Below are 22,025 nucleotides of genomic sequence, written 5' to 3'. Positions count from 1 at the left end.
ATTCAGAACTTGTTAATGCGCGCCAGCCATCCTGCCTTAATGCCAGCCAAATCCTGTGGTTTAAAGCGGGCATGCGCTTCCTGCCGGTGGCGGCTGGAGCGCCAGAGCAACTTGCCTTGGAGTGCCGTTTCCATGCAGAAACCCAGCCGTGCCCGTGCAATCGCAATCGCTAAGGTTCAGGATAACCAGAAACTCATTCGCCTGCGTTCTCTCGCGATTGCCATCGGCGCAACGGCCGCGCTCCTCGCGCTTCCGACGCTTTTTTTCTAAGAGTCTCTACTCTTTGTTCTCACCGTGCGCCCGGATGGCGGCGGTTCCAGCTACGCTCATCGGGCGCCGGCTTTCCGGCTTGCGATCATCGGTTTAGGGCTGCGTTCGCTCAGCGCTCCCCAGCTTACTTTATTAATTACATTCAAATTTAGTAAATTTTCATTTCCACCAACGATAGTAGGCCAGTTTATCGTTTCGCGGGGAAGCTTGGCCACCATGTTCAAAATCCTGCCGTCATCCGTCGTATCGCGGATCGTTCTCCTCTGCCTCTTCATGATCTTCCTGGCTGTGATGGCCGTCGGAGGTCTCACCTATGCTTACCTGCGCGGTGATATCATGGACACGGCAAGGGGGGATGCCCGCAAGGCAATCCGCACCATGAGCCTGCTTTACGACCTGGAGCTCGACGGCGCCAAGAGCGAAATCCGTGACGGAGCGGTCATCCGCGTCGCCCAGGGCCAAAGTGCGCTGAAAGATCACGACATGGTCGACCGCACGGCAAGCGCCATCGGCGGCGTGGCGACCATTTTCGAAAAGAAGGGCAGCGATTACGTTCGGATCTCCACCAACGTGAAGACCGAAAAGGGCGAACGGGCGGTCGGCACCAAGCTTGCCGCGGACCACCCGGCGCAACCGTTCCTGGCGCGCGGCGAAGCCTATTTCGGCCCGGCGGTCCTGTTCGGCAAGGATTTCATGACGGGCTATTTCCCGATCACCAATGCCTCGAACGGCGTCACCGGCCTGCTTTTCATCGGCATTCCGATGGAAGTCTATTTCGCCCATATTGCCACCGCGGGCTATATCGTCATCGGCACGTCGCTCGCCGCTCTCCTCGTGGTCGGTATCGCAACCCTCCTCGCTCTTCGAATGTTGCTTCGGCCGCTCGGCGTTCTGACCGGCACGGTGCGGTCGCTGGCCGAGGGTAACGAGGCTACCGAAATCCCCTATGGCGAGCGCCGCAGCGAATTCGGCAATATCGCCCGCGCCCTGGAAGTCTTCCGGGATGCGGCCCGCGAAAAGCGGCTGATGGAAAGCCGCAGCGCCGATGATCGCGCCGAGGCCGAGGCCGAACGTCGCCGTAACGATGCGGAGAAGCAGCGCGTCGACCGCCAGATCGATACCGCCGTCAGCGAACTCGGTGCCGCCTTGGCCCGGCTCGCCCAGGGCGATCTGTCGAGCACGATCGAGACGGAATTTTCCGGGCGGCTGGAACAGCTCCGCAGCGACTTCAACGGCTCGATCGTGCGGCTGCGCGACACGCTTTCGCATATCCGCGAAAGCACGCTCTCCATCCAGAAGAGCAGCGCCGAGCTCAGCCATTCCTCGACCGAACTTTCGCGCAGGACGGAAACCCAGGCTGCTTCCCTCGAAGAGACGGCCGCTGCCGTCGACGAGATCACCGCGACGGTCCGGTCATCCGCCGAGCGCGCTCACGAGGCCAATCGCGCCGTGGCGCTCACCAAGAAGAGCGCCGACAGCTCCGGCAGCGTGGTGAGCAACGCGGTCGCCGCGATGGGCCGCATCGAGGAGGCTTCCGGCAAGATCGAGCTGATCATCGAGGTGATCGACGACATCGCCTTCCAGACCAATCTCCTGGCGCTCAACGCCGGTATCGAGGCGGCCCGCGCCGGTGAGGCCGGCAAGGGCTTTGCGGTCGTGGCGCAGGAAGTCCGCGAACTGGCGCAGCGCTCCGCCGGAGCCGCCAAGGAGATCAAGGAACTGATCACCCAATCGAGCCAGGAAGTCGGCGCGGGCGCCGGCCTCGTGCAGCAGGCGGGCGAAGTGCTGGCCGCGATCAGCCAGCAGATTACAGGCGTCAGCCAGCACGTGGAAATGATCGCCACAGCCAGCCAGGATCAATCGGCCGCGCTGCAGGACATCAACAACTCCGTCAACCGCATGGACCAGATGACCCAGCAGAACGGCGCCATGGTTGGCGAAACCACGGAAGCGAGCCGACGCCTGGCAGGCGAAGCGGACGCACTGCTTGGACTTGTCCAGCAGTTCCGTATCGATGCGAACAGCCGCGCCGGTTACTCTCGCGCTGCCTGATTCGCGGCCGTCGAACTGGTGACGGCCCTACACTGCGGGGCGGGGCTTTCACGCCGCTCCAGCCTCGCTTGGGAGCGTTGCATCGGACAAAAGCGATCGGGGTTTTGGCCTTCGCTTGTGGCGGTCGCTCGATCGGAACCGGTCTCATGGGCGGCAGCGATGCCGCCCATTGTCGTTTGGCGCGTGTTCGCAAGCCGCAGCAGGCCGACGAACCAGCGCGGATAGGGCTCGGCGAAACGTTCGTAGAAGTCCTTCTCCGCCGCACCGTCGCGACGTACTGCCTTTGCTCTGCAGAGATATGAAAGGGCGGCTGCGATGACGTTCTCATACATCGGAATTTCCTCCGTCGGTGAAAATCGTCTCCTCCAATAAACCCAAAAATCTGCTTCTTGTACCGCGCAATTCCCGCTATGCTTTTCACGGATGAAAAACATCAACTGGGATGCCTACGAGCTTTTTATTGAAGTTGCGCGCCTCGGCGGGCTGTCGGCTGCCTCCGGCGCTACGGGTCTCAGCCCCGCGACCGTCGGCCGGCGCATGCTCGATCTTGAGGAGGCGATCGGCCGCCCGCTGTTCCTGCGCAGCCGTACTGGCTACCGGCTGACGGCCGATGGATCCGCTTTGTTTACCCGGATCCTGGAGATGGAAGGCGCTGCCCGCCGCATCGAAAGCTGGAAGCGGGAAGGTGTCGGTTCGACGCTGGTACGGGTCGCCTGCGGCACTTGGCTCGCCTGGATATTTACCCGCAATCTCTCGCTCATCCGCACCGAACGGGATGATTTCCGCCTCGATTTATTCGTCGCCGAGCGCCGGGCGAGCCTTGCCCACCGGGAAAGCGATATCGGCATCCGCGCTTTCGAACCGGAAGAGCCGAACCTTGCGGCCACCAGGCTCGGCGAGGTCGCCTATGCGGCCTATCGCGCCCGCAACGCCCACCCGTCCGTCGCCGATCGCTGGCTGGCGGTCTCGGAGGAGGATGCGATCTCCGCCTATCTACGTTGGCCGCATCAGGAACGGGGAGGCCAGGTGGTCGTGACCGTCAACCGGCCGCGCTCCTTGCGCGATCTGGCGCTCGGCGGTGCCGGAACCGCGGTCCTGCCGTGTTTCGTCGGCGATCAGGACATGCGGCTGGAACGGGTGGGCGGCGAGATCGAGAGCCTGCGCCACAGCCAGTGGATCGTCATGAACAACGACGATCGCCACCGCCGGGACATCCGCACGGTGGTCGATCGCATGGTGAAGTTTGTCCGGGGGCACGGCCCGCTGTTTGCCGGCCGGCAGCCATAGCGGCCAAGTTCACTGAACGCGGTTGGTGACGATGACCGGGATCATCAGGTCGCCCCAATGACCGTCGCCGCCGTGATGCCGGGCGGAGCGGACGAGCTCGACCGAGACACCGGCATCGACCGCTTTCATGATCGCGTGGTTGAGGCGGTGCAGGTCGTTGGCAAGCGTGCGGATCGCAGCCTGCTGATCGGGCGTCATCGCGCTCGACTGTTCTTCTGCGCGTTCCTTGACATGGGTCTGGATGTTCATGGTGGTTCTCCTCTTCGTTGATTTGGGGGTCAGTCCCCGCCCCAACCTCACTCCACAAGGGGAGGGGCTGGGGCGGGGACTTGTGCCTATTCCGCAGCCGGCCGGAACTGGTCGTGCTCGGTGGATTCCTTCATCGCGGTGGTCGATGAAAGTCCGCCCGATATCGCTACGGAAACGGCGTCGAAATAGCCGGTGCCGACCTCGCGCTGGTGCTTGGTGGCGGTGTAGCCGTTGATTTCGGCGGCGAATTCCGCCTCCTGCAGCTCCGAATAGGCGGCCATCTGCCGGTCCTTGTAGCCGCGGGCGAGTTCGAACATGCCGAAATTCAGCTGGTGGAAGCCGGCGAGCGTGATGAACTGGAACTTGTAGCCCATCGCGCCCAGCTCCTTCTGGAACTTTGCGATCGTCGCGTCGTCGAGGTTCTTTTTCCAGTTGAACGACGGCGAGCAGTTATAGGCGAGCATCTTGCCAGGATGCGCCTTGTGGACGCCTTCCGCGAATTTCCGTGCCTGCTCGAGGTCGGGCTTCGACGTCTCGCACCAGATGAGATCGCAATAGGGCGCATAGGCGACCGCCCGGGCGATGCAGGGCTCGAGGCCGTTCCTGACCTGGTAGAAGCCCTCGACGGTGCGCCCCGCATCGTAGTCGACAAAGGGCCGGTCGCGCTCGTCGATATCCGAGGTGAGCAGTTTGGCGGCTTCCGCATCGGTGCGGGCGATGACCAGCGTCGGCGTGCCCATGACGTCAGCGGCAAGCCGGGCGGCCGTCAGGTTGCGGATATGCGCGGCGGTCGGGATCAGCACCTTGCCGCCGAGATGGCCGCACTTCTTTTCCGATGCGAGCTGGTCTTCGTAGTGGACGCCGGCGGCACCCGCCTCGATGAACGCCTTCATGATCTCGAAGGCGTTGAGCGGCCCGCCGAAACCGGCTTCCGCGTCCGCGACGATCGGCGCGAACCACGTCTCGACCGAAAGGCCCTTGCCTTCGGCGGTCTCGATCTGGTCGGCGCGCTGCAGGGTACGGTTGATGCGCCGGGCCAGTTCCGGCGCCGCGTTGGCCGGATAGAGCGACTGGTCGGGATACATGGCGGACGCGGTATTGGCGTCGGCGGCGACCTGCCAGCCGGACAGGTAGATCGCCTTCAGCCCGGCGCGGACCTGCTGCATGGCCTGATTGCCGGTCATGGCGCCGAGCGCATTGACGAAGTCTTCCTGTTTGAGCAGCGACCACAGCCGGTTGGCACCCATCTCGGCGAGCGAATAACGGATCTCGGCCGAGCCGCGAAGCCGCTTCACGTCCTCGGCGGAATAGGAACGTTCGATACCATCGAACCGGCCCTTCTGTGCGCCTGGAACCAGTGTGTAAAAATCTGTCATTGTGTTCCTCCTGTGTAAATCTGCCGCCTCGCTCCGAGGCCGTTTGATGTGACTGAATTTACAGACTAGAATGCTGCACTGCCACAAAAGATGCAGATATGGCGGATGGAAAGGGGTTATGATGTCTTGTCTTTCACAAAGGCTTCTGTGAAGATGTCACAATAGTAAAAGCGGCTGACTTGCCGATTTTGTAAAAACGGTGACAAATGGCGGAGCGAAAGATTTTTGCCGGCCCCCGTGTGCGACGGGTGCGATTGGGGCTCGGCCTGACCCAGACGGCAATGGCCGAGGCGCTCGGCATTTCGCCCTCCTATCTCAACCTCATCGAACGCAACCAGCGGCCGCTCACCGTCCAGCTCCTCCTGAAGCTCGCCTCCGTCTACAAGGTCGATCTCGACGCGCTACAGGGCGAGGGCGGCGGTCTGGCTGGACGGCTGCGTGAAGTCTTCGCCGATCCGCTTCTCGCCGGCGAAATCCCGGGCGACCAGGAAATCATCGAGGTGGCGGAGGCGGCCCCCAACGCGGCGCTAGGGCTGATGAAGCTCTATCGCGCCTATCGCGAACAGGCGGCCAGGCTGTCCGATCTCGCCGATCTCCTCGCCCGCGAAGGTCACGAGACGTCGATCGCCGGCACGCGCCTGCCGATCGACGAGGTGCGCGAGACGCTGGAGCGCCGCCCCAACTTTTTCCCGCGCATCGAGGACGCCGCCGAGGCCTTTGCGGCAAAGCTCGGCACCGGCGACGAACTGCCGGGCGCCTTGAAGGCCTGGGCGAAGAACGAGCATGGCATCGTGGTACGCACGCTGCCCGTCCACGCGATGCCGAACCTGCGCCGGCGTTACGACCGCCATTCCATGCGGCTGTTTCTATCGGAACGGCTTTCGCCCTTCGACCGGACCCGCGAACTTGCCATGGAAGTCGCGCTGCTGGCGCTGGGGCAGGAGATTGCCGCTGAACTCGACGATCTCAGCCTCTCCAGCAGCGAGGCGCGGCGCATCGGCCGTTTCGAGCTCGCCCGTTATACCGCCCATGCGCTGATGATGCCCTATGGCGCTTTCCTCTCGGCCGCCCAGCGCGCGAGATATGACCTCGACGTCCTGCGCTCCCGTTTCGACGCGTCGTTCGAGCAGGTCGCGGGCCGCCTGACATCGCTCGTCCGGCCCGGCGCGGCTGGCATTCCGTTTTTCCTGATGGAGGTCGACCATGCCGGCAACGCGATCCGCCGCGCCGGCGCGCAAGGCTTTCCGCAGGCCCGGTTCGGCGGGCTCTGTCCGAAGCTTGGGCTCCATGCGGCCTTCCTTCAACCGGGCCAGGTCCTCGTCGATCGTGTCGAAATGCCGGATGGGGGCATGTTCCTGACGCTGTCGAGAACGCTCGAAGGCCCCCAGGCGGGATTTGGCGAGCGGATCCGGCGCACCGCCATCCTTCTCGGCTGCGATCTTCCAAATGCGGGCGACACCGTTTATGGCGAGGCACTGCCGGGACCGGCTGGAACCATGCTTGCGGGCACCGCCTGCAGGCTCTGCGAAAGGCAGGGGTGCCTCTCCCGTGCCGAGCCGCCGGTGACTAGACCGCTTGGTCTAGACGAGATGGTGACCGGTCTCAGCGCTTTTGATTTCCAGTGAGTTTTGTCGCGGCGCACATTCCCCCTTGTAGGGTGTAAAATTACTTTTTACTCTCGCGGAAAATATAAGGGAATTAGGCGTGATTTGATGATTGCGCTGAAAAAACTGGAACAGGAGAGATCATGAAAAGCCATCTGCTCAGTCTTGCCGCCGCAGTTGCCGCGTCGGCCCTCGCCGCGACGGCTGCGTTCGCGCAGGAGCGTGAAGTCCATGTATTCAATTGGTCCGACTATATCGACGAATCCATTCTCGATGATTTCACCAAGGAAACCGGCATCAAGGTCGTCTATGACGTTTTTGACGACAACGGCATGCTTGAAACCAAGCTGTTGACGGGCGGTTCTGGCTACGACGTCGTCGTTCCCACCGGACCGTTTCTGCAGCGCCAGATTCAGGCTGGCGTTTTCCAGAAGCTCGATAAGTCCAAGCTGCCGAACCTCTCCAACATGTGGCCGGAGATTTCGAAGCAGCTCGCCAAATACGATCCGGGTAACCAGTATGCGGTGAACTACATGTGGGGCACGACGGGCATCGGCTACAATGTCGACAAGGTGAAGGCTGCACTCGGCGACGTGCCGATCGATAGCTGGGACGTATTGTTCAAGCCCGAAAATGCCAAGAAGCTGAAGGCTTGCGGCATCAATATGCTCGATGCATCCGACGAGACCTTCGCGATTGCCCTGAACTATCTCGGCAAAAACCCGGACAGCAAGGAAATTGCCGACATCCGCGCCGGCGGCGAGGTCTATTCCAAGATCCGCCCGAGCATCCGCACCTTCAATTCCTCGGCCTATATCAGCGATCTGGCCCAAGGCGACGTGTGCATCACCATCGGCTGGTCGGGCGATATCCTGCAGGCCAAGTCGCGCGCCGAAGAGGCCAAGAACGGGGTCAACATCAACTATGTGATCCCGAAGGAAGGCACTTACATGTGGTTCGACAATCTCGCGATCCCCGCGGACGCAAAGCATGTCGAAGAGGCCCATGCGTTCATCAACTACCTGATGAAACCGGAAGTGATCGCCAAATCTAGCAACTATGTCCAGTACGCCAACGGCAACCTTGCGTCCCAGAAGTTCGTCGATAAGGAAGTGTTGGAAAATACCTCCGTCTATCCCACGGCCGAAATGCTCAAGAAGCTCTTCATCATCTCGCCCTACGAGGGCAAGTCCCAGCGGGAGGTGACCTCGGTCTGGACGCGGATCAAGAAAGGTAATTGATCAGAAAAGGCAGGCGGAAACGCCTGCCTTTTCTGCCTTGGGGCTTTAAGGGGCAAGTGGGCCAAACATGGCGAAATCTCTCGGACCGGTTAAGCGCAAATTTTCTCCGTGGACCGATCCTTCGGCGGTTCCTTTCATCCGTTTCGAAAACATCACCAAGCGGTTCGGCGATTTTACCGCCGTCGACAACCTGACGCTTGATATCTACGAGCGGGAATTCTTTTCGCTGCTCGGCCCCTCCGGCTGCGGCAAGACGACCTTGATGCGCATGCTCGCCGGCTTCGAGGAGCCGACCGAAGGCCGCATCCTGCTGCAGGGCAAGGACATTTCCGGCGTGCCGCCCTATCGCCGGCCGACCAACATGATGTTCCAGTCCTATGCGCTCTTTCCGCATATGACGGTCGAAAAGAATATCGCCTTCGGCCTGGAACAGGACAACCTGCCGAAGGGTGAGATCGCCACCCGCGTCGAGGAAATGCTGAAGCTCGTCAAGCTGGAACGGTTCGCCAAGCGCAAGCCGAACCAGCTCTCCGGCGGCCAGCGCCAGCGCGTCGCTCTCGCCCGCTCGCTCGCCAAGCGTCCCAAGGTGCTGCTGCTCGACGAGCCGCTCGGCGCACTCGACAAGAAACTGCGCGAAGAGACGCAGTTCGAGCTCATGGACATCCAGACCGAACTCGGCCTGACCTTCCTGATCGTCACTCACGACCAGGAAGAGGCGATGACCGTGTCCGACCGGATCGCGGTCATGGACAAGGGTATCATCATGCAGGTGGCGACGCCGGCCGAGATCTACGAAGCGCCAAACAGCCGCTATGTCGCGGATTTCATCGGTGACATCAACATTCTCGAAGGAACGATCGCCGCGACGGCGAGCGCACTCGGCGCGCCGGGCGCGGTAAGAATAGATTGCGACGGCATTGCGGTCTCCGTCGAACAGGAATGCCAGGCGGTCAAGGGCGACAAGGTCGCCTTCGCGATCCGTCCGGAAAAGGTACGCATCTCGCCCGACCAGCCGGCGGATACCTCCGCCAATGCGGTCTATGGTGAGGTCTGGGATATCGGTTATCTCGGCGACTTCTCGGTTTTTCTCGTCAAGCTTGCCGATGGCCGTATCGTCCGCGCTGCCCAGGCCAACGTTTCCCGCCTCGTCGACCGGCCGATCACTTTCGGCGACATGGTCTGGCTCACCTGGCCGGTCGACGCCGGCCTCGTGCTGACGCGCTGAGCGGGGGCAGGGAGATGGCAAGCGTTTCCGAAACCCACCCCGCCAACCGATCCAATCCCGCCCGCTGGCTGGTGGTCGCGGTACCCTATGTCTGGCTGCTGCTGTTCTTCGCAGCGCCCTTCCTCATCATCGTGAAGATCTCGCTGTCGGAGACGGCGATCGCCCTGCCGCCCTATACGCCGCTGTTCAAGGGGTTTGGGGCGATTGGCGAGTTCGTCTCGCAGCTCGACTTCGACAACTATCTTTTCCTGACCGGCGATCCGCTTTACATCGAGGCCTACCTGTCTTCGCTGCGCATCGCGGTGATCTCCACATTCCTGCTGCTGCTGATCGGTTATCCGATGGCGCTCGCCATGGCCCGCGCGCCGACCATGCTGCGGCCGACGCTGGTCATGCTGGTCATCCTGCCGTTCTGGACCTCGTTCCTGATCCGCGTCTACGCCTGGATCGGCATCCTCAAGCCCGACGGGCTGCTGACGCTGCTGTTCCAGGCGATCGGCCTTCTCGGCGCCGACGATCAGGTGCAGATTTTCAGAACCGACTACGCCGTGTTTATCGGTATCGTCTATTCCTACCTGCCCTTCATGGTCCTGCCGCTCTATTCGGCGCTCGAGAAGATGGACAATACGCTTCTCGAGGCGGCGAGCGATCTCGGCTGCCCGCCCTGGAAGGCATTCTGGAAGATCACCTTCCCCCTGTCGCTGCCGGGCGTGATTGCCGGCTCGATGATCTGCTTCATCCCGATCACCGGTGAGTTCGTCATCCCCGACCTGCTCGGCGGCGCCGATACGCTGATGATCGGCAAGACCTTGTGGACGGAGTTCTTCGGCAATCGCGACTGGCCGCTTGCCTCGGCCGTGGCGGTCATCCTGCTGGTCATGCTGGTCGTGCCGATCGTGATCTTCCAGAACCAGCAGAAGAAGGTGGCATGAGATGAGATCGTCCCGTTTCGACGCCACCGTCCTCACCCTCGGTTTCGCTTTTCTCTACATCCCGATCGTCATCCTGGTGGTCTATTCCTTCAATGCCTCGAAGCTGGTCACGGTCTGGGGCGGGTTCTCGCTTCAATGGTATAAGACCATGTGGTCGAACCAGGGCCTCATGGACGCCGCCTGGGTAACCGCGCGTGTCGGTATCATCAGCGCCACGATCGGTACCGTACTCGGCACGCTCGCCGCTCTTTCCCTCGTGCGCTTCGTTCGCTTTCCGGGCCGGACACTGTTTTCCGGTATGATCTACGCGCCGCTCGTCATGCCCGAAGTGATCACCGGCCTGTCGATGCTGCTGCTGTTCGTCGCCGTCGGCATCGACCGCGGTTTCTGGACGGTGATCATCGCGCATACGACCTTCACCATGTGTTACGTGGCGATCGTCGTGCAGTCGCGGCTGCTGACGTTCGACCGCAGCCTTGAGGAGGCGGCGCTCGATCTCGGCTGCCCGCCGGTCAGGACCTTCTTCAAGATCACCCTGCCGCTGATCTTTCCGGCCGTCATCGCCGGCTGGATGCTGGCCTTCACCCTGTCGCTGGACGATCTGGTGATCGCGAGTTTCACGACCGGGCCGGGCGCCACGACGCTGCCGATCAAGATCTACAGCCAGGTCCGCCTTGGGGTCACGCCGGAGATCAACGCGATCTGCACCATCCTGATCGGGCTGGTCACCATCGGCGTCATCCTTGCCTCGATCAGCACCAAGCGGACGGAAATGCGCCGTATCCGCGACGAGCATGCGGCCCTTCGCGGGACGACCTGAGGCTCATTCGCCGCGCGGCGGAAGGAAGATATAGATGAGCAGCCAGGCCGGCAGCACGATGACGGCCCCGAGCGCGATGCGCGGCACCGACCAGAGATAGGCATTTTCGAGCCCGACCCGGATGTCGTCGGGCGTCAGGTGCAGAACGGCGAGCAGCACCGGCATGGTGATACCAAACAGATTAAGCACCGCCCCCATGATGAGGCAGGCGAGCAGCGCCTTGCACAGGCTGATCAGGAATCGCGACACCAGATAACCCCCATCCGGTTGATTCGGCTCATTGTAAGGGCTTGGCAGGGGTTTGCGAAACCGGCCAGATGACGGGATTGGGCCAGGATCCGCCGATGAAGACCATCAGCGGCGGGGTGCCGGCCGCCGCTGCAGCGGTCGCGACGGTTGCAGAAAGCGCGAGGCTGTTGTTGATATACGGAATGACGCCGGAAAGCGTCAGCGTCTCGGTCGCGCCGGTAATCCTTCCCTCCCGGATATCAGCAGACCCATCCGCGAGATTGGCGGATATGTCGATGTGGTCGAACTCCAGACTGCCGCTGCCGGCATCGCTCAAGGGGAAATAGGGCTTCTGTGCCGCAAGCTGCCGGATGCCGGCGAGATTGACCCCCGAAAGCGATCCTCGCTCCGCCCGGAAACGCACGGCTCCCTTGGCATTGCGCCATGCTTCCGGCTCCAGTGGCCGGTCGATGTCGAGCGAGAGATCCAGCGACCCGCGTGCCGCGGGCAATGGGCCGGCAAGTCCGAGTTCCTTGACGATATTGCCGAAATCCGCGTCCTGAATGGCAAGGCGCAGCGCCACGGCTCCGGCGGTCCCGCCCTTCACCGTGGCGATCCGGCCGGTCAGCCGGCCCGTCTCGAAATCGCTGTCGGCAATGTCGATGCGCGACTGGTCGCCGACATTCATGACGCTGACGGCCGCTTCCGAAAGCATGAAGCGCCCAAGCATCGCCTGCTGGGCCGAAAGCCGCAGATCGAGTTCCAGATCGGCAAGCTGGCCGCTGGTCCGGCTGGTATCGCCCAGGGCGCGCGGCGCAATGGCGGCAAGTGCCGCGGAAAGATCCATCCGGTCGAAGGCGAGCGTGCCGGTGAGCCTCGCCGGCCTGTCCGGTAGCAGCATGAGATCGAGTATACCGGTCGCCTTGGCGTCGTTGAGGCCGAGTGAGAGATTGTCGAAACGCAGAATGCTGTCATTGGTGACGAGCCGGGTTTTCAGCGAAAAGCTTTTCAGGCGTTCGACGCCGGTAAAGTTCATGCCGGCCCAGTTCATCGCCGCCGCAAGGTCGGGAACCGTCAGTTCTGCGTCGCCGGAAAGAAACGCATTCGCCGCAAGGTTGGCGACGCCTTGAAACTGGCCATGAAAGAGAACCGATGTCATCGTGCTGGAGAGATTTCCGCTTTTGCCCGAGAGCAACAGCAGCGGCTGCGTCGAGCTCATGTCAAGCGTCAGCGCCTTGCCATTGAAATTGGCATCTGCCTTGAGCTCCAGACGTCGGGAAAGCCACGGCCAGTCGAGCGTGCCGTTGATCGATTGCAACCGCGTGATCCGGCCGCTGACGACGTCGGAGACTTCGAAAAGCCCGTTGCTGATACGGACATCGCCCATGCGCGTATCGTCGTCCGCTGCCAGAACCTGGCCGCTGCCATCCGGCTGCACGTCCCGCACGGCGCGGCTGAGCAGTCCGTCATTCGCCCAGTCGAGCCTGCCATCCGCTTCCCTGAGGACATAGATTTCCGGATCGGTAAGGCGAAAATCCTTGAATTCGGGCTGCCCGACCAGGGCCTGCAGAAGATCGAACGAGGCAGAAAGCCGCGCGACCCGGCCAAGCACGCGCTCGCCGTCTTCCGCCTGCTTGCGGATGGTGATCTCCCTCAGCGTGATCCGGGGCTCAGGCCAAAAGCGGATATCCGGTGTCCCGTCGATCTCCACGTCATGACCGGTCCATTCGGCGACGGCCCGCTCCATGCTTTCCCGTACCACCGTCGATGAAATCAGGAAGGGAGCCACGAGCTGGAACAGCGAGAAGAGGCATAGCGCTATGATGGACCCGATCAGAACGCGGCGCGACCGCCGGCCCAGCGGGCGGCCCAGGTTCTTCCGCAGATGTCCGATCGGGTTGGTGAGCATGGCTCCACGCGCATATAGGAAATGCGGTCCCCGCGCAAATCCGCGGAATGCCTTCCGATACACCCCCTGTCATGCGTGCAACAGCCTGCAAATACGGACGTGTCCGACCTTGCGGGCTGTTACACGGATAGATCCCGGATGGGCGGTCATCGAGCGCAAGGAGACGCTTGCATGCCCGAAGCGACGGTCCCCTCGGGATGGCCTTGGCGCAACGGAAAAATCGGATGGGTGGTATTCAGATGGCCGGATATGTATCGATATGGCACATTTCCGGCGCGAATTCCAGAAAATGAACGCTGTTAACGCGCCATTAAGCCGCTTTGATCAAAAGTGGAGCAACATGGCTTCGTCTCGTGTATGAAATACGCCTAGCCGCGAGCTTTCATAGACATGACGTCTCCACCGACCCTCGTTGGACAGCATTAAACTTCAAAAGGCAGCTTCGGCTGCCTTTCTTTTGATAGTAAATACAACTCATGATTGTCTTTGGCGGAATTGCGCGATTTCGAAACTCGAAATCCACCGGCCGAGTGACAATATCGAAACCGTCGCGATCTCGGGATCAGTTCGCCAGCACACGTGGCGAGGGGAAGGTGATTTCCACCAACGTGCCCTCGTTCGGCGCCGAAGTGATCGCGAAGGCGGCGCGATTTGCATCGACCATCGCCTTGGTCAGCGGCAGGCCAAGCCCGGTACCGTCTCCGCGCTTGTGCGAGGCGCTCCCGACCTGCCGGAACGGCTTCATGGCGAGTTCCAGCTCCGAGCGTGTCATGCCGATGCCGGTATCGCGCACGCGAAGCACCACGTTGCCGTTCGTCTCGTAGGCGGTGGAGACCACGATCTGCCCTCCCGACGGCGTGAAACGGATGGCATTGGACAGGATGTTCAGGACGATCTGCTTGATCGATCGCGGATCCGCGACCACCTGCGGAACGGCATGCGAGAGCGCCGTGCGGATGATGACGCGCTGGCCGTTTGCCTGCGGCTGCACCAGCGACACGGCTTCCGAAACCGTTTCGTTGAGGCCGACGGCGACGAAATCGAGCTCCATCTCGCCGGCTTCGATCTTGGAGATGTCGAGGAGGTCGTTGACGATATCGAGAACGTGGCGGCCCGAGCGGCTGATGTCGTTGGCATATTCCACGTAACGCGCGTGGCCGATCTGTCCGAAGCGCTCGGTCGCCATCATGTCGGCGAACCCGATGATCGCGTTGAGCGGCGTGCGGATCTCATGGCTCACATGGGCAAGAAACTCGCTCTTGTGAGCATTCGCGGTTTCGGCGGCGCGCTTGGCTGTCCGCAGCTCCTCTTCCGTGCGCTTCCACTGGGTGATGTCGCGGATGACGGCGCAATAACCGTTCGAGGAAGTCAGCTTGCCGATCGTCATGAACAGCGGCAGGAAGCCGCCGGATGCCTCGCGGCCGATGACTTCCCGGCCGTCGTTCAGCACGCTGGCGACGCCGTGGCCTGCAAGTCCGGCGAGATAATCGAGGATCGCCCGCTGGCTCTCATGGGCAAACAACGTCACGAAGGGTTTGCCGTTGATCTCTTCGTTGTCGTAGTTGAAGAGCGCATTGGCCGCCCGGTTGAGCGACCGTATGTCGCCTTCCGCGCCGATGATCACCACGCCGTCGGTTGCCGTTTCCAGGATGGCGCGCAGTTCCGTCACCTCGACCTGCAGCTTGGCGAGCTGGTCGGCGGGGCGGGGGGCACGCAGCGGAATGACATCCGCCGCCTCGCTGCCTTCGTTGGAGGCTTGCGCCTCGGCCACGACCGGCATCAGCGCCAGCATGAGGACGGTCGAGTTGTCCCAGCGGACGGATTGCAGGCGCGCCGTTACCGGCACCAGCACATCGTCGGCGCGCACGACGACCATCCCGCCGGCTTCGGTTGTCTTGCCTTCGAGATCCTGGCGCTGCAGCAGCGCGTCGAGACCGCCGACTTCGGCGAGATCGTCGATGGAGGAATAGCCGGTCAATCGCAGGAATTCCGGGTTTCCGTGAAGAAGGAGGTCGCCGCTGTGAACGAGAAGCGCCACCGGCATCTGGTCGACGATCTCGGGGGAAAGCCCGATCCGCTCGCGTACCGGAATCATCCGGCTCAAAAGTTCGCGATCAGAAAGTTCCGGATGCGGGTCGGCAGGCTCTTCCGCCAGGGATGCGGCATCTTCTTCAGGCTGGGCCGGAGTGTCGGCAAAAGCCTCGTTCGCCTCTTCGGCGAATGCCATCGCCTCGGCTTCGGAAATCTCTTCCGGTTCGAAAGCAGAGGCAGCTTCGGGCGGGTTTTCCGCCTCCCCGAAAGCTTCCGTCGGAACCTCGGTTGCATGGTCCGAAACCGGCGCGGCAGGTACGTCGCTTCCCGCCTCATGCGCGGCTTCGATCGGCGCGGTCACGGCTGGTTCGCTCTGTTCGACTGCGTGTGCTTCCGCCGCACTCGAGGTCTCCGGCGTCTTCTCTTCGTTGCGGCGACCGACGAAATTGTCGAGCTGGCGGGCGATTTCGCGGAAGGCCGCCTGCTCGACCGGGGTCAGCCCATCGCGCCGGTTGGAGCGGCGCTCCTCAAGCTGGATGACCTTGTCGGAATGGCGGCGGCCGGCATTTTCGACGATCCGCAGGGCCGGACGTTCACCGGCCGGCCAGTCGAGCAGGGAAGGGATCTGGCGGCCGGAGATGGACGGTTCCGGTTCATCCTGGACGATCGGCCCGGACGGCGGTTCTTCGAGGGGCAGGTCCTCGGAAGGCGCGGCATCCGCGGAAATGTCTTCGGCGGCGGCCGGCTGCTCGGCATCTTCAGCCACTTCCGATTTTTCGAACGTCTCGGGTTCATCGGCCGCCAGAACCTCGGTGCCAACCGATGCTTCAACGATTGTAGCTTCGGTGCCAGCGTCCGCGGAATGTTCCTCGGCCTCGGTAATTTCCGCCACTGCGTCGGCCGTCATCTCGTCGGCTTCGGAAACGGTCTCCGCTTCCGGTTCGACGACATCTTCCGGTACGGCGCGGGTCAGCGTCAGGCCGACGGCATTCGGATCCTCGGCCGCATCGCCGATGCGCACGATGCCGAAGCCGCGAAAACCGTCGAACTCGCGGGTGCGGGTATAGGTCGGCAGCGCGGCGAGATCGACCGGCACGACAAGCGACGTGCCCTCGATCGGCCACCAGATCGTCTTGCCGGACCAGGTATCGCGCTTGTTGAGCAGTTCCGCGATCTTGCCTTCGGGGTCGAGATGAAAAAGGGCGGCGAGATCGGTAAAGGCCATGCCGTTGATATCGGCGGCGTGCGGGCCGACTGCATCGGCAAATTCGTCGGAGACCTCCCTGAAACGGCCTTCCGCATCGATCTTCCAGACGAAGCGGGTCGCGCGGCCATCGCGGCGAAAGACGAAACCAGCCGGTTCCGTTGCGGCGGCCTCGGCAGCCGCAGGCTCGGCTCCGGATACGGCCCCTTCGGACGCCGCTTCCATCATCACAGGTTCGGCGACCGAGGTTTCCGCCGTCGCGGTTTCGGAAACCGGCTCTTCCGTCGTTTCGATCATTTCGGCTGAAGGGGCGGTATCGGCGTCCTCGCCCGGTTCTTCGGGTGCCGCGGATTGAACACCGGCGAAACTCCCGCTGGTTTCCAGCTGGATTTCTTCCTCCGGCTCCTCGGTGTCCTCGATTTCCGACACGGCAGCGATCACATCGGCAAAACCATCGGCCGGGACCGCCTCGATCGTGAAGTCTTCGCCGTCGTCGCCGGCCATCGCGGCGGCGGTTTCCACAACGGTCCGTGCGCCGGCCCCGTCGCCTTCGGACCCTGCCTGCACCTCGTCGCGCGGCTCGTAGCCGTTTTCGGCGGCGATCCGGGCCTGTTCGGTCTCGACCGTGAACAGGAGATGCAGGGCCGGGTCGCTGGAGAGCTTGCCGATGGCGGCGGGCAGATAGCCTTTGGAGGTGGGGATCGGCCGCTTGACGAGGCGGCTCGGATCGGCGCCCGCCATGGTCGCCATCATCTTGGCGGTCTGGGTCGTAACCCTGAGCCCGGCGAATTCGGCCGAAGCTGCAAGCACTTCGCCGTTCTCATCGATGACCGCCATATGTGTATCGGGATCGTCGAACCCTTCGATCATCCGCGCCGCCGAGGCGGAACGCGAAAGCTTGCCTTTTTCCACCGGCGCGCTGAACAGCACCGCCGTTTCGCCCTGAACCTGGATAAGCTCGCAGACTGCCTGAACGGGAATGCGCTGGAAACCGGAAGCGACGCGGATCGTCAGGTTACGAATGTCGCCGACTTCGGCAAGCTGGCGCGCGGCCGCCTCGACCTGGCGGAAGGCGATGTCGACGCGGTTCGGACCCTGGTCGAGGAAGTCGTAGATGAAGCCGAAGCCGAAAAGATCGGCGCCGCGTCCATTCGCCCAGAGCGGGCTTTTCATGTCCGGGGAAAACAGCACGATCGCTTCGCCCGCCGCAAAACGATCGCGGACGCGCTCGTGCACGGCAATATCGATGAACGGGTATTGGACTGCGGACATAGGCAAAACCTACAGGGCGTTTGTGACCGGATTTCTACGTAGTTTAACGGATTGTTAATAACGCTCCCCAGCCCTCGGGTCGAGAGCGGCGCCTTCCAAACCTCTGATAGGGTTAATTCCGCGATTCATTTTATTGTGCAGCGCACAATGATATTGCAATGCACAACGAGATGGTCTATATAAGAGGCATGACATCTTCGGTTCTGCCGAAGAAATCGCCAACGAGGACCTAAAACGATGGCATACAAGACTGACGATATCTTTTCTTTCTCCGCTTTCGATCCGTCCAAGCTGACCGAAGGCTTCCGCGACTTCGCCGAAAAGGGTGCCACCCAGTCTCGCGAAGCTTATGCTAAGATGAAAGCCGCTGCCGAGGAAGCCACCAAAACGGTGGAATCCACAATGCAGTCGGCCCAGGCAGGCTCTGTCGAACTCGGCCTCAAGGCCATCGACGCGCTGCGCACCAATGCCGAAATCTCGCTGACCCACATGGAATCGCTGCTCGGCGTCAAGTCCTTTGCAGAACTGATCGAGCTGCAGACCGGCTTCATCCGCAAGCAGGCAGAAATCACCGTCGAGCAGGCCAAGTCCATGCAGGAAGCCGCCCGCAAGATCGCTGAAGACGTCACGAAGCCGGGCAAGGAAGCCGCTGAGAAGGCCATCACGACCTTCAAGGCCGCCTGATTTCGAAAGCTTGATTTCAAGGAGAAGGCCGGAGCATGCTCCGGCCTCTTCTATTTGCGGAAAGGACTTGCAAAAGAAGTCCGATCGCCGTATGTGACCCCCCAACGGCGCCCAAGGGCGCTTGTGCGGTTGTAGCTCAGTTGGTTAGAGCGCAGGTTTGTGGCACCTGAGGTCGGAGGTTCGAGACCCCCCAACCGTACCATTTTTCCACTCTCCAATATTATCGGAATTGACGCCGCTGGCCGTCTTGCGGCCGCCGCCCTCTGCAGGTTCATGAGCGGGCGCAGGCTTACCAGCGCAACAGGCGCGGCCCCGTGAGCGAGCCGACGATGCCCGTCAGCAGGATCCCGAGCGAATACCAGATCAGCACGAAGGGCATGCCGTTCTCGGTGCAGAACCAGGAATAGACCCAGGCGCCGGCAGCGCCGGCCGCAATGCCGGCGATGAAGCCGGTGAGCTTCAGGTCGGTCGGCGCGCTCCGGCGAAGCACCCAGACGTTGCCGGAAAACACCGGAATTGCGAAAAGGAAGATCAGCGCTGGGCAATGGAGCGCCGAAGACCCGACGATCAGCTTGCGATAGCTTTCGGCCGGCGACATCATCAGCTGGGCGACCGCGATCACGGCCATTGCCGCGACGATGGCCGCTACGGCCTGGAAGAATCGTCCTCGGGAACCGTCCGGCCGCGCCAGATGGTAGGCGGCGAGAAAAGCCGCAACCGCCAGCAGGGCATTGTAGGCGGATTTGACCCAGAAGACCGGCAGCATCAGCGCTTCGGCCATATCGATGCGCAGGCCGAGGATCGCAAGCATCAGCAACAGCGATACGGCGAGCGCCGGCAGGATGCCGAGCATGAACCGCCGCTTGAGCGCATTCCGGGGCACCGGCTTCAGATCGCCCGCCAGCCTGTCGATGATGTCGTCCGTCTTTCTCACCTTCCGCCTCGCAATTTCTCCGCCAGTGTCTTGAGCCCCCGGTGAATGCCGACCTTGATCGCCGATTCCGATTGGCCGGTCCGGCTTGCCGTATCGGCGACCGATTGCCCCTCGAGCTTCACCTGGCGTATCAACTCCCGCTGTTTCGCCGGCAGGCCTTGTAGAAGCCGCTCGACATCCATCCGCGCGGTGACGGCATCCTCGCTGTAGTCGCTCTCGAAATCCTCACCGAGCTCCGTTTCCGCCATCATGCGGCCGCCGCGGCCGCGGTGGTGGTCGATCAGCTTGTAGCGGGCAATCGAGAAGAACCACGCCGTGAACGGCCGCTCGCGGTCGTAGGTCGCCCGACGGGAATGCAGTGCCAGCAGTGTCTCCTGGACAAGGTCTTCCATGTCCGCTTTCGTCGCAGCAGCCATCCGGCGGCCGTAATATCCGACCAGCAGGACGCGCACCGCGTTGAGCAGACGCCGGTAGGCTGCCTCGTCCCCGTCGAGGGACAGAAGCATCAGGGCCTTCAGGGCTTCTTCCGAATGGGCGCTTGTCATGCTGTTTCAATGATCATTCGGAAAAGCCCGTAAACGGTTACAGGCGGAATCGAAAATATTCCGTGTGCCTCAGGCCTATCACATCGCCGTGAAGCTGTAACGACTTTCCATGCGGTTCGAATGGGTGGTTGTGAGCCCTCGGCAGGCACCCGGCGGACACATTGATTGATCCCAGGAGGATATCCATGACCAAGCTTCTTTCCAGCCTTGCCGCCTGCACCCTCGTCGTCGGCCTTTCTCTTGCCGGCGCTGCAAGCGCCCAGGGCATGAGCTCCGACGCGATGAAGAAGGACTCGATGAAAACCGACGCCATGAAGCAGGATTCGATGAAGAAGGACTCGATGGCGACCGGCAGCACCAAGACCGACTGCATGCACAAGGCCGGCATGGAAAAGGATGCGATGAAGAAGTCCGAGATGATGAAGGCCTGCGACGCGATGAAGTGACGCGATGAAACGGTAGGAGCGCGGCCGCTGAAACTTTTCGTCCGGCGGCCGCGTATCCCTGCAAAAGCCCATTGTCTGCGTTCGGAGGAAAACACCATGGCCACGATCGATGCCGGCGCTGCGACCGGCCGGATTGTCATCTACCGCCACAGCCTGCTCGTGCGCCTGTCGCACTGGGTGAACGTCTTCTGCATGACCGTGCTGCTTTTCAGCGGGCTGCAGATCTTCAATGCCCACCCGGCGCTCTATTGGGGCCAATATGGTGCCGACAACGACCCTTCCTTCATATCCATGGAGGCGGTGGAAGACGGCGACAAGGCCAAAGGCCTCACCCGTGTCGGCTCGCTGACCTTCGACACCACCGGCTTTCTCGGCCTTTCGGAAGTGGACGGCGAGGCGAGCGCGCGCGGTTTCCCCGACTGGCTGACGATTCCGAGCTACCAGGATCTCGCCACCGGCCGGCGCTGGCATTTCTTCTTTGCCTGGCTGTTCGTCATCAACGGCTTCATCTATCTCGCCTACGGCCTGTTCAGCCGGCATTTGCGCCGGGATATCCTGCCCGCCGGGAGCGAGCTCACGCCCGCCCATATAGGCCACGAAATCGTCAATCACGCCCGGCTGCGGTTTCCGAAGGGAGCTGAGGCGCGGCACTATAACACGTTGCAGAAGCTGACATACGCCGCCGTGATCTTCCTTCTGCTGCCGCTGATGATCCTCACAGGGCTCACCATGTCGCCCGGCTTCAATGCCGTTGCGCCGTGGCTGCTCGATGTCTTCGGTGGCCGGCAATCGGCCCGCACGATCCACTTCCTGACCGCCTTTTCGCTCACGGCCTTCGTTGTGGTCCACGTCGCGATGGTGATCCTGTCGGGAGTCTTCAACAACTTGCGTTCGATGATCACCGGCTACTACGCCATCGAACAGGAGGACAGACAATGAGCCGTATCATCACCCGGCGCCGCTTCCTGATCGGCGCGACCATGACGGCCTCCGCGCTGGGTTTGAGTGGCTGCGACGCGATCGTAGAAAGCGACCGGACGAAATCGGTGCTCAAGATCGCCGAGGGCTTTTCGATGAAGACCCAGCGCTTCCTTCTCGGCGACGATGCGCTGGCGCGCGAGTTCACCGAGGCCGATCTGTCTCCGGTCTTCCGCGCCAACGGCACCAGCATGCCGGACAACCCGCAATATCTCGACTGGATGAACCGGCAGTTTTCCACCTGGAAGCTCGAGGTCGGCGGTCTTGTCGACAAGCCCATGCAGCTGTCGCTTGCCGAACTGAAAGCCCTGCCGGCCCGCACCCAGATCACCCGGCACGACTGCGTCGAGGGCTGGAGCGCAATCGGCAAATGGACCGGCGTGCCGCTCGGTGCTCTGCTCAAGACAGCCGGCCTCAAGCCTGAAGCTCGCTACATCGTTTTCCATTGCGCCGACGAATACGAAAAGACGCTGGACGGCAGCGGCTGGTATTACGAGAGCATCGACCTGGTGGATGCCTTTCACCCGCAGACCATTCTCGCTCACACCATGAACGGCCGCGATCTTGAAGTCGCTCATGGCGCACCGTTGAGGTTGCGTGTCGAGCGGCAGCTCGGCTACAAGCAGGCGAAATATCTGACCCGCATCGAGGCCGTGGCCGATCTCGGCCGCCTTTACGGCGGCGGCGGGGGGTTCTGGGAGGATCGCGGCTACGAATGGTATGCAGGGATCTGAGCCG

General features: G+C 62.1%; 22 protein-coding genes and 1 tRNA gene. 13 read left to right on the top strand and 10 right to left on the bottom strand.

What is annotated here, in order from left to right:
* Nucleotides 1-2: 2 nt before the first annotated feature.
* Nucleotides 3-134 carry a hypothetical protein gene (locus J2X76_RS04640; RefSeq protein WP_310213681.1) on the bottom strand — a complete coding sequence of 44 codons (132 nt, stop codon included), beginning with the start codon at nucleotides 132-134 and terminating at the stop codon, nucleotides 3-5.
* Here J2X76_RS04640 and J2X76_RS04635 point away from each other — a divergent pair.
* On the top strand, nucleotides 133-270 hold the full coding sequence (locus tag J2X76_RS04635) for a hypothetical protein (RefSeq protein WP_310213680.1): 138 nt from the start codon (nucleotides 133-135) through the stop codon (nucleotides 268-270). The two genes, J2X76_RS04640 and J2X76_RS04635, sit on opposite strands and share 2 nt — an antisense overlap.
* Nucleotides 271-326: 56 nt before the next feature.
* Here J2X76_RS04635 and J2X76_RS04630 read toward each other — a convergent pair whose 3' ends face one another.
* Entirely contained in the window at nucleotides 327-488 is a 162-nt protein-coding gene (locus tag J2X76_RS04630) for a hypothetical protein (protein ID WP_310213677.1), read from the bottom strand.
* Between J2X76_RS04630 and J2X76_RS04625 the strand changes: the two genes are divergently transcribed.
* Nucleotides 487-2,322, top strand: a complete 1,836-nt coding sequence (locus J2X76_RS04625) for a methyl-accepting chemotaxis protein (RefSeq protein WP_310213674.1) — start codon at nucleotides 487-489, stop codon at nucleotides 2,320-2,322. The genes J2X76_RS04630 and J2X76_RS04625 overlap by 2 nt on opposite strands.
* Here the strand turns inward: J2X76_RS04625 and J2X76_RS04620 are convergent.
* Entirely contained in the window at nucleotides 2,304-2,654 is a 351-nt protein-coding gene (locus J2X76_RS04620) for a hypothetical protein (RefSeq protein ID WP_310213672.1), read from the bottom strand. The genes J2X76_RS04625 and J2X76_RS04620 overlap by 19 nt on opposite strands.
* Nucleotides 2,655-2,745: 91 nt before the next feature.
* Here J2X76_RS04620 and J2X76_RS04615 point away from each other — a divergent pair, with 91 nt between their 5' ends.
* Nucleotides 2,746-3,609: a LysR family transcriptional regulator gene (locus J2X76_RS04615; protein WP_310213671.1), complete on the top strand. Its 864-nt coding sequence runs from the start codon at nucleotides 2,746-2,748 to the stop codon at nucleotides 3,607-3,609.
* Nucleotides 3,610-3,618: 9 nt separating this feature from the next.
* On the opposite strand, the gene J2X76_RS04610 is transcribed toward J2X76_RS04615, so the two are convergent.
* Nucleotides 3,619-3,858, bottom strand: a complete 240-nt coding sequence (locus J2X76_RS04610) for a hypothetical protein (protein ID WP_113284038.1) — start codon at nucleotides 3,856-3,858, stop codon at nucleotides 3,619-3,621.
* Between the two features lie 86 nt (nucleotides 3,859-3,944).
* A complete protein-coding gene (gene aceA / locus J2X76_RS04605) occupies nucleotides 3,945-5,234 on the bottom strand; it encodes an isocitrate lyase (RefSeq protein WP_310213669.1) in 1,290 nt (429 codons plus the stop codon).
* Between the two features lie 206 nt (nucleotides 5,235-5,440).
* Here aceA and J2X76_RS04600 point away from each other — a divergent pair, with 206 nt between their 5' ends.
* The 5 genes from J2X76_RS04600 (at nucleotide 5,441) to J2X76_RS04580 (ending at nucleotide 11,056) form a co-directional block, all read left to right on the top strand.
* On the top strand, nucleotides 5,441-6,859 hold the full coding sequence (locus tag J2X76_RS04600) for a short-chain fatty acyl-CoA regulator family protein (RefSeq protein WP_310213668.1): 1,419 nt from the start codon (nucleotides 5,441-5,443) through the stop codon (nucleotides 6,857-6,859).
* Between the two features lie 122 nt (nucleotides 6,860-6,981).
* The gene (locus J2X76_RS04595) at nucleotides 6,982-8,079 is read left to right on the top strand and encodes a polyamine ABC transporter substrate-binding protein (RefSeq protein WP_113129731.1); all 1,098 of its coding nucleotides are present in this window, start codon (nucleotides 6,982-6,984) and stop codon (nucleotides 8,077-8,079) included.
* A gap of 67 nt (nucleotides 8,080-8,146) precedes the next feature.
* Nucleotides 8,147-9,304, top strand: coding sequence for an ABC transporter ATP-binding protein (locus tag J2X76_RS04590; protein ID WP_113129732.1), 1,158 nt, complete (start codon nucleotides 8,147-8,149; stop codon nucleotides 9,302-9,304).
* A gap of 14 nt (nucleotides 9,305-9,318) precedes the next feature.
* Nucleotides 9,319-10,236, top strand: a complete 918-nt coding sequence (locus tag J2X76_RS04585) for an ABC transporter permease subunit (protein WP_310213665.1) — start codon at nucleotides 9,319-9,321, stop codon at nucleotides 10,234-10,236.
* Nucleotide 10,237: 1 nt separating this feature from the next.
* The gene (locus J2X76_RS04580; protein ID WP_310213663.1) at nucleotides 10,238-11,056 is read left to right on the top strand and encodes an ABC transporter permease; all 819 of its coding nucleotides are present in this window, start codon (nucleotides 10,238-10,240) and stop codon (nucleotides 11,054-11,056) included.
* A 3-nt stretch (nucleotides 11,057-11,059) separates the two neighbouring features.
* On the opposite strand, the gene J2X76_RS04575 is transcribed toward J2X76_RS04580, so the two are convergent.
* The 3 genes from J2X76_RS04575 to J2X76_RS04565 all read right to left on the bottom strand — a co-directional run bounded on the left by J2X76_RS04575 (nucleotide 11,060) and on the right by J2X76_RS04565 (nucleotide 17,700).
* A complete protein-coding gene (locus J2X76_RS04575) occupies nucleotides 11,060-11,305 on the bottom strand; it encodes a hypothetical protein (protein WP_310213661.1) in 246 nt (81 codons plus the stop codon).
* Between the two features lie 28 nt (nucleotides 11,306-11,333).
* A complete protein-coding gene (locus J2X76_RS04570) occupies nucleotides 11,334-13,193 on the bottom strand; it encodes an AsmA-like C-terminal region-containing protein (protein WP_310213658.1) in 1,860 nt (619 codons plus the stop codon).
* A gap of 562 nt (nucleotides 13,194-13,755) precedes the next feature.
* Nucleotides 13,756-17,700, bottom strand: a complete 3,945-nt coding sequence (locus tag J2X76_RS04565; RefSeq protein ID WP_310213656.1) for an ATP-binding protein — start codon at nucleotides 17,698-17,700, stop codon at nucleotides 13,756-13,758.
* A 237-nt stretch (nucleotides 17,701-17,937) separates the two neighbouring features.
* On the opposite strand from J2X76_RS04565, the gene J2X76_RS04560 reads away from it, so the two are divergent.
* Nucleotides 17,938-18,384, top strand: a complete 447-nt coding sequence (locus tag J2X76_RS04560) for a phasin (protein WP_113284028.1) — start codon at nucleotides 17,938-17,940, stop codon at nucleotides 18,382-18,384.
* Between the two features lie 125 nt (nucleotides 18,385-18,509).
* Nucleotides 18,510-18,586 (top strand) — tRNA-His (locus J2X76_RS04555).
* An 87-nt stretch (nucleotides 18,587-18,673) separates the two neighbouring features.
* Here J2X76_RS04555 and J2X76_RS04550 read toward each other — a convergent pair.
* Together J2X76_RS04550 and J2X76_RS04545 are read right to left on the bottom strand one after the other, a co-directional pair.
* Nucleotides 18,674-19,318, bottom strand: coding sequence for an NrsF family protein (locus J2X76_RS04550; RefSeq protein WP_113129740.1), 645 nt, complete (start codon nucleotides 19,316-19,318; stop codon nucleotides 18,674-18,676).
* Nucleotides 19,315-19,863: a sigma-70 family RNA polymerase sigma factor gene (locus J2X76_RS04545; RefSeq protein WP_113129741.1), complete on the bottom strand. Its 549-nt coding sequence runs from the start codon at nucleotides 19,861-19,863 to the stop codon at nucleotides 19,315-19,317. Before J2X76_RS04545 ends, J2X76_RS04550 begins: the two co-directional genes overlap by 4 nt.
* Nucleotides 19,864-20,048: 185 nt before the next feature.
* On the opposite strand from J2X76_RS04545, the gene J2X76_RS04540 reads away from it, so the two are divergent.
* From J2X76_RS04540 to J2X76_RS04530, 3 genes are all read left to right on the top strand, one after another.
* Complete coding sequence (locus J2X76_RS04540) at nucleotides 20,049-20,309, top strand: pentapeptide MXKDX repeat protein (protein WP_113129742.1); 261 nt, start codon at nucleotides 20,049-20,051, stop codon at nucleotides 20,307-20,309.
* A 96-nt stretch (nucleotides 20,310-20,405) separates the two neighbouring features.
* The gene (locus tag J2X76_RS04535; RefSeq protein WP_310213651.1) at nucleotides 20,406-21,248 is read left to right on the top strand and encodes a cytochrome b/b6 domain-containing protein; all 843 of its coding nucleotides are present in this window, start codon (nucleotides 20,406-20,408) and stop codon (nucleotides 21,246-21,248) included.
* Nucleotides 21,245-22,021, top strand: coding sequence for a molybdopterin-dependent oxidoreductase (locus J2X76_RS04530; protein ID WP_310213648.1), 777 nt, complete (start codon nucleotides 21,245-21,247; stop codon nucleotides 22,019-22,021). The genes J2X76_RS04535 and J2X76_RS04530 overlap by 4 nt, the downstream gene beginning before the upstream one ends.
* Nucleotides 22,022-22,025: the final 4 nt, after the last annotated feature.

The organism is Neorhizobium sp. 2083 (genome assembly GCF_031455615.1).
GTDB lineage: Bacteria > Pseudomonadota > Alphaproteobacteria > Rhizobiales > Rhizobiaceae > Neorhizobium.
This window is presented reverse-complemented; position numbering and strand designations above follow the sequence as displayed.

Bases quoted from the DNA above. Each gene is read 5' to 3' on its own strand.
- J2X76_RS04635 (WP_310213680.1), top strand. From the start codon at position 133: ATGCAGAAACCCAGCCGTGCCCGTGCAATCGCAATCGCTAAGGTTCAG.
- J2X76_RS04640 (WP_310213681.1), bottom strand. From the start codon at position 134: ATGGAAACGGCACTCCAAGGCAAGTTGCTCTGGCGCTCCAGCCGCCAC.
- J2X76_RS04625 (WP_310213674.1), top strand. From the start codon at position 487: ATGTTCAAAATCCTGCCGTCATCCGTCGTATCGCGGATCGTTCTCCTC.
- J2X76_RS04630 (WP_310213677.1), bottom strand. From the start codon at position 488: ATGGTGGCCAAGCTTCCCCGCGAAACGATAAACTGGCCTACTATCGTT.
- J2X76_RS04620 (WP_310213672.1), bottom strand. From the start codon at position 2,654: ATGTATGAGAACGTCATCGCAGCCGCCCTTTCATATCTCTGCAGAGCA.
- J2X76_RS04615 (WP_310213671.1), top strand. From the start codon at position 2,746: ATGAAAAACATCAACTGGGATGCCTACGAGCTTTTTATTGAAGTTGCG.
- J2X76_RS04610 (WP_113284038.1), bottom strand. From the start codon at position 3,858: ATGAACATCCAGACCCATGTCAAGGAACGCGCAGAAGAACAGTCGAGC.
- aceA (WP_310213669.1), bottom strand. From the start codon at position 5,234: ATGACAGATTTTTACACACTGGTTCCAGGCGCACAGAAGGGCCGGTTC.
- J2X76_RS04600 (WP_310213668.1), top strand. From the start codon at position 5,441: ATGGCGGAGCGAAAGATTTTTGCCGGCCCCCGTGTGCGACGGGTGCGA.
- J2X76_RS04595 (WP_113129731.1), top strand. From the start codon at position 6,982: ATGAAAAGCCATCTGCTCAGTCTTGCCGCCGCAGTTGCCGCGTCGGCC.
- J2X76_RS04590 (WP_113129732.1), top strand. From the start codon at position 8,147: ATGGCGAAATCTCTCGGACCGGTTAAGCGCAAATTTTCTCCGTGGACC.
- J2X76_RS04585 (WP_310213665.1), top strand. From the start codon at position 9,319: ATGGCAAGCGTTTCCGAAACCCACCCCGCCAACCGATCCAATCCCGCC.
- J2X76_RS04580 (WP_310213663.1), top strand. From the start codon at position 10,238: ATGAGATCGTCCCGTTTCGACGCCACCGTCCTCACCCTCGGTTTCGCT.
- J2X76_RS04570 (WP_310213658.1), bottom strand. From the start codon at position 13,193: ATGCTCACCAACCCGATCGGACATCTGCGGAAGAACCTGGGCCGCCCG.
- J2X76_RS04565 (WP_310213656.1), bottom strand. From the start codon at position 17,700: ATGTCCGCAGTCCAATACCCGTTCATCGATATTGCCGTGCACGAGCGC.
- J2X76_RS04560 (WP_113284028.1), top strand. From the start codon at position 17,938: ATGGCATACAAGACTGACGATATCTTTTCTTTCTCCGCTTTCGATCCG.
- J2X76_RS04545 (WP_113129741.1), bottom strand. From the start codon at position 19,863: ATGACAAGCGCCCATTCGGAAGAAGCCCTGAAGGCCCTGATGCTTCTG.
- J2X76_RS04540 (WP_113129742.1), top strand. From the start codon at position 20,049: ATGACCAAGCTTCTTTCCAGCCTTGCCGCCTGCACCCTCGTCGTCGGC.
- J2X76_RS04535 (WP_310213651.1), top strand. From the start codon at position 20,406: ATGGCCACGATCGATGCCGGCGCTGCGACCGGCCGGATTGTCATCTAC.
- J2X76_RS04530 (WP_310213648.1), top strand. From the start codon at position 21,245: ATGAGCCGTATCATCACCCGGCGCCGCTTCCTGATCGGCGCGACCATG.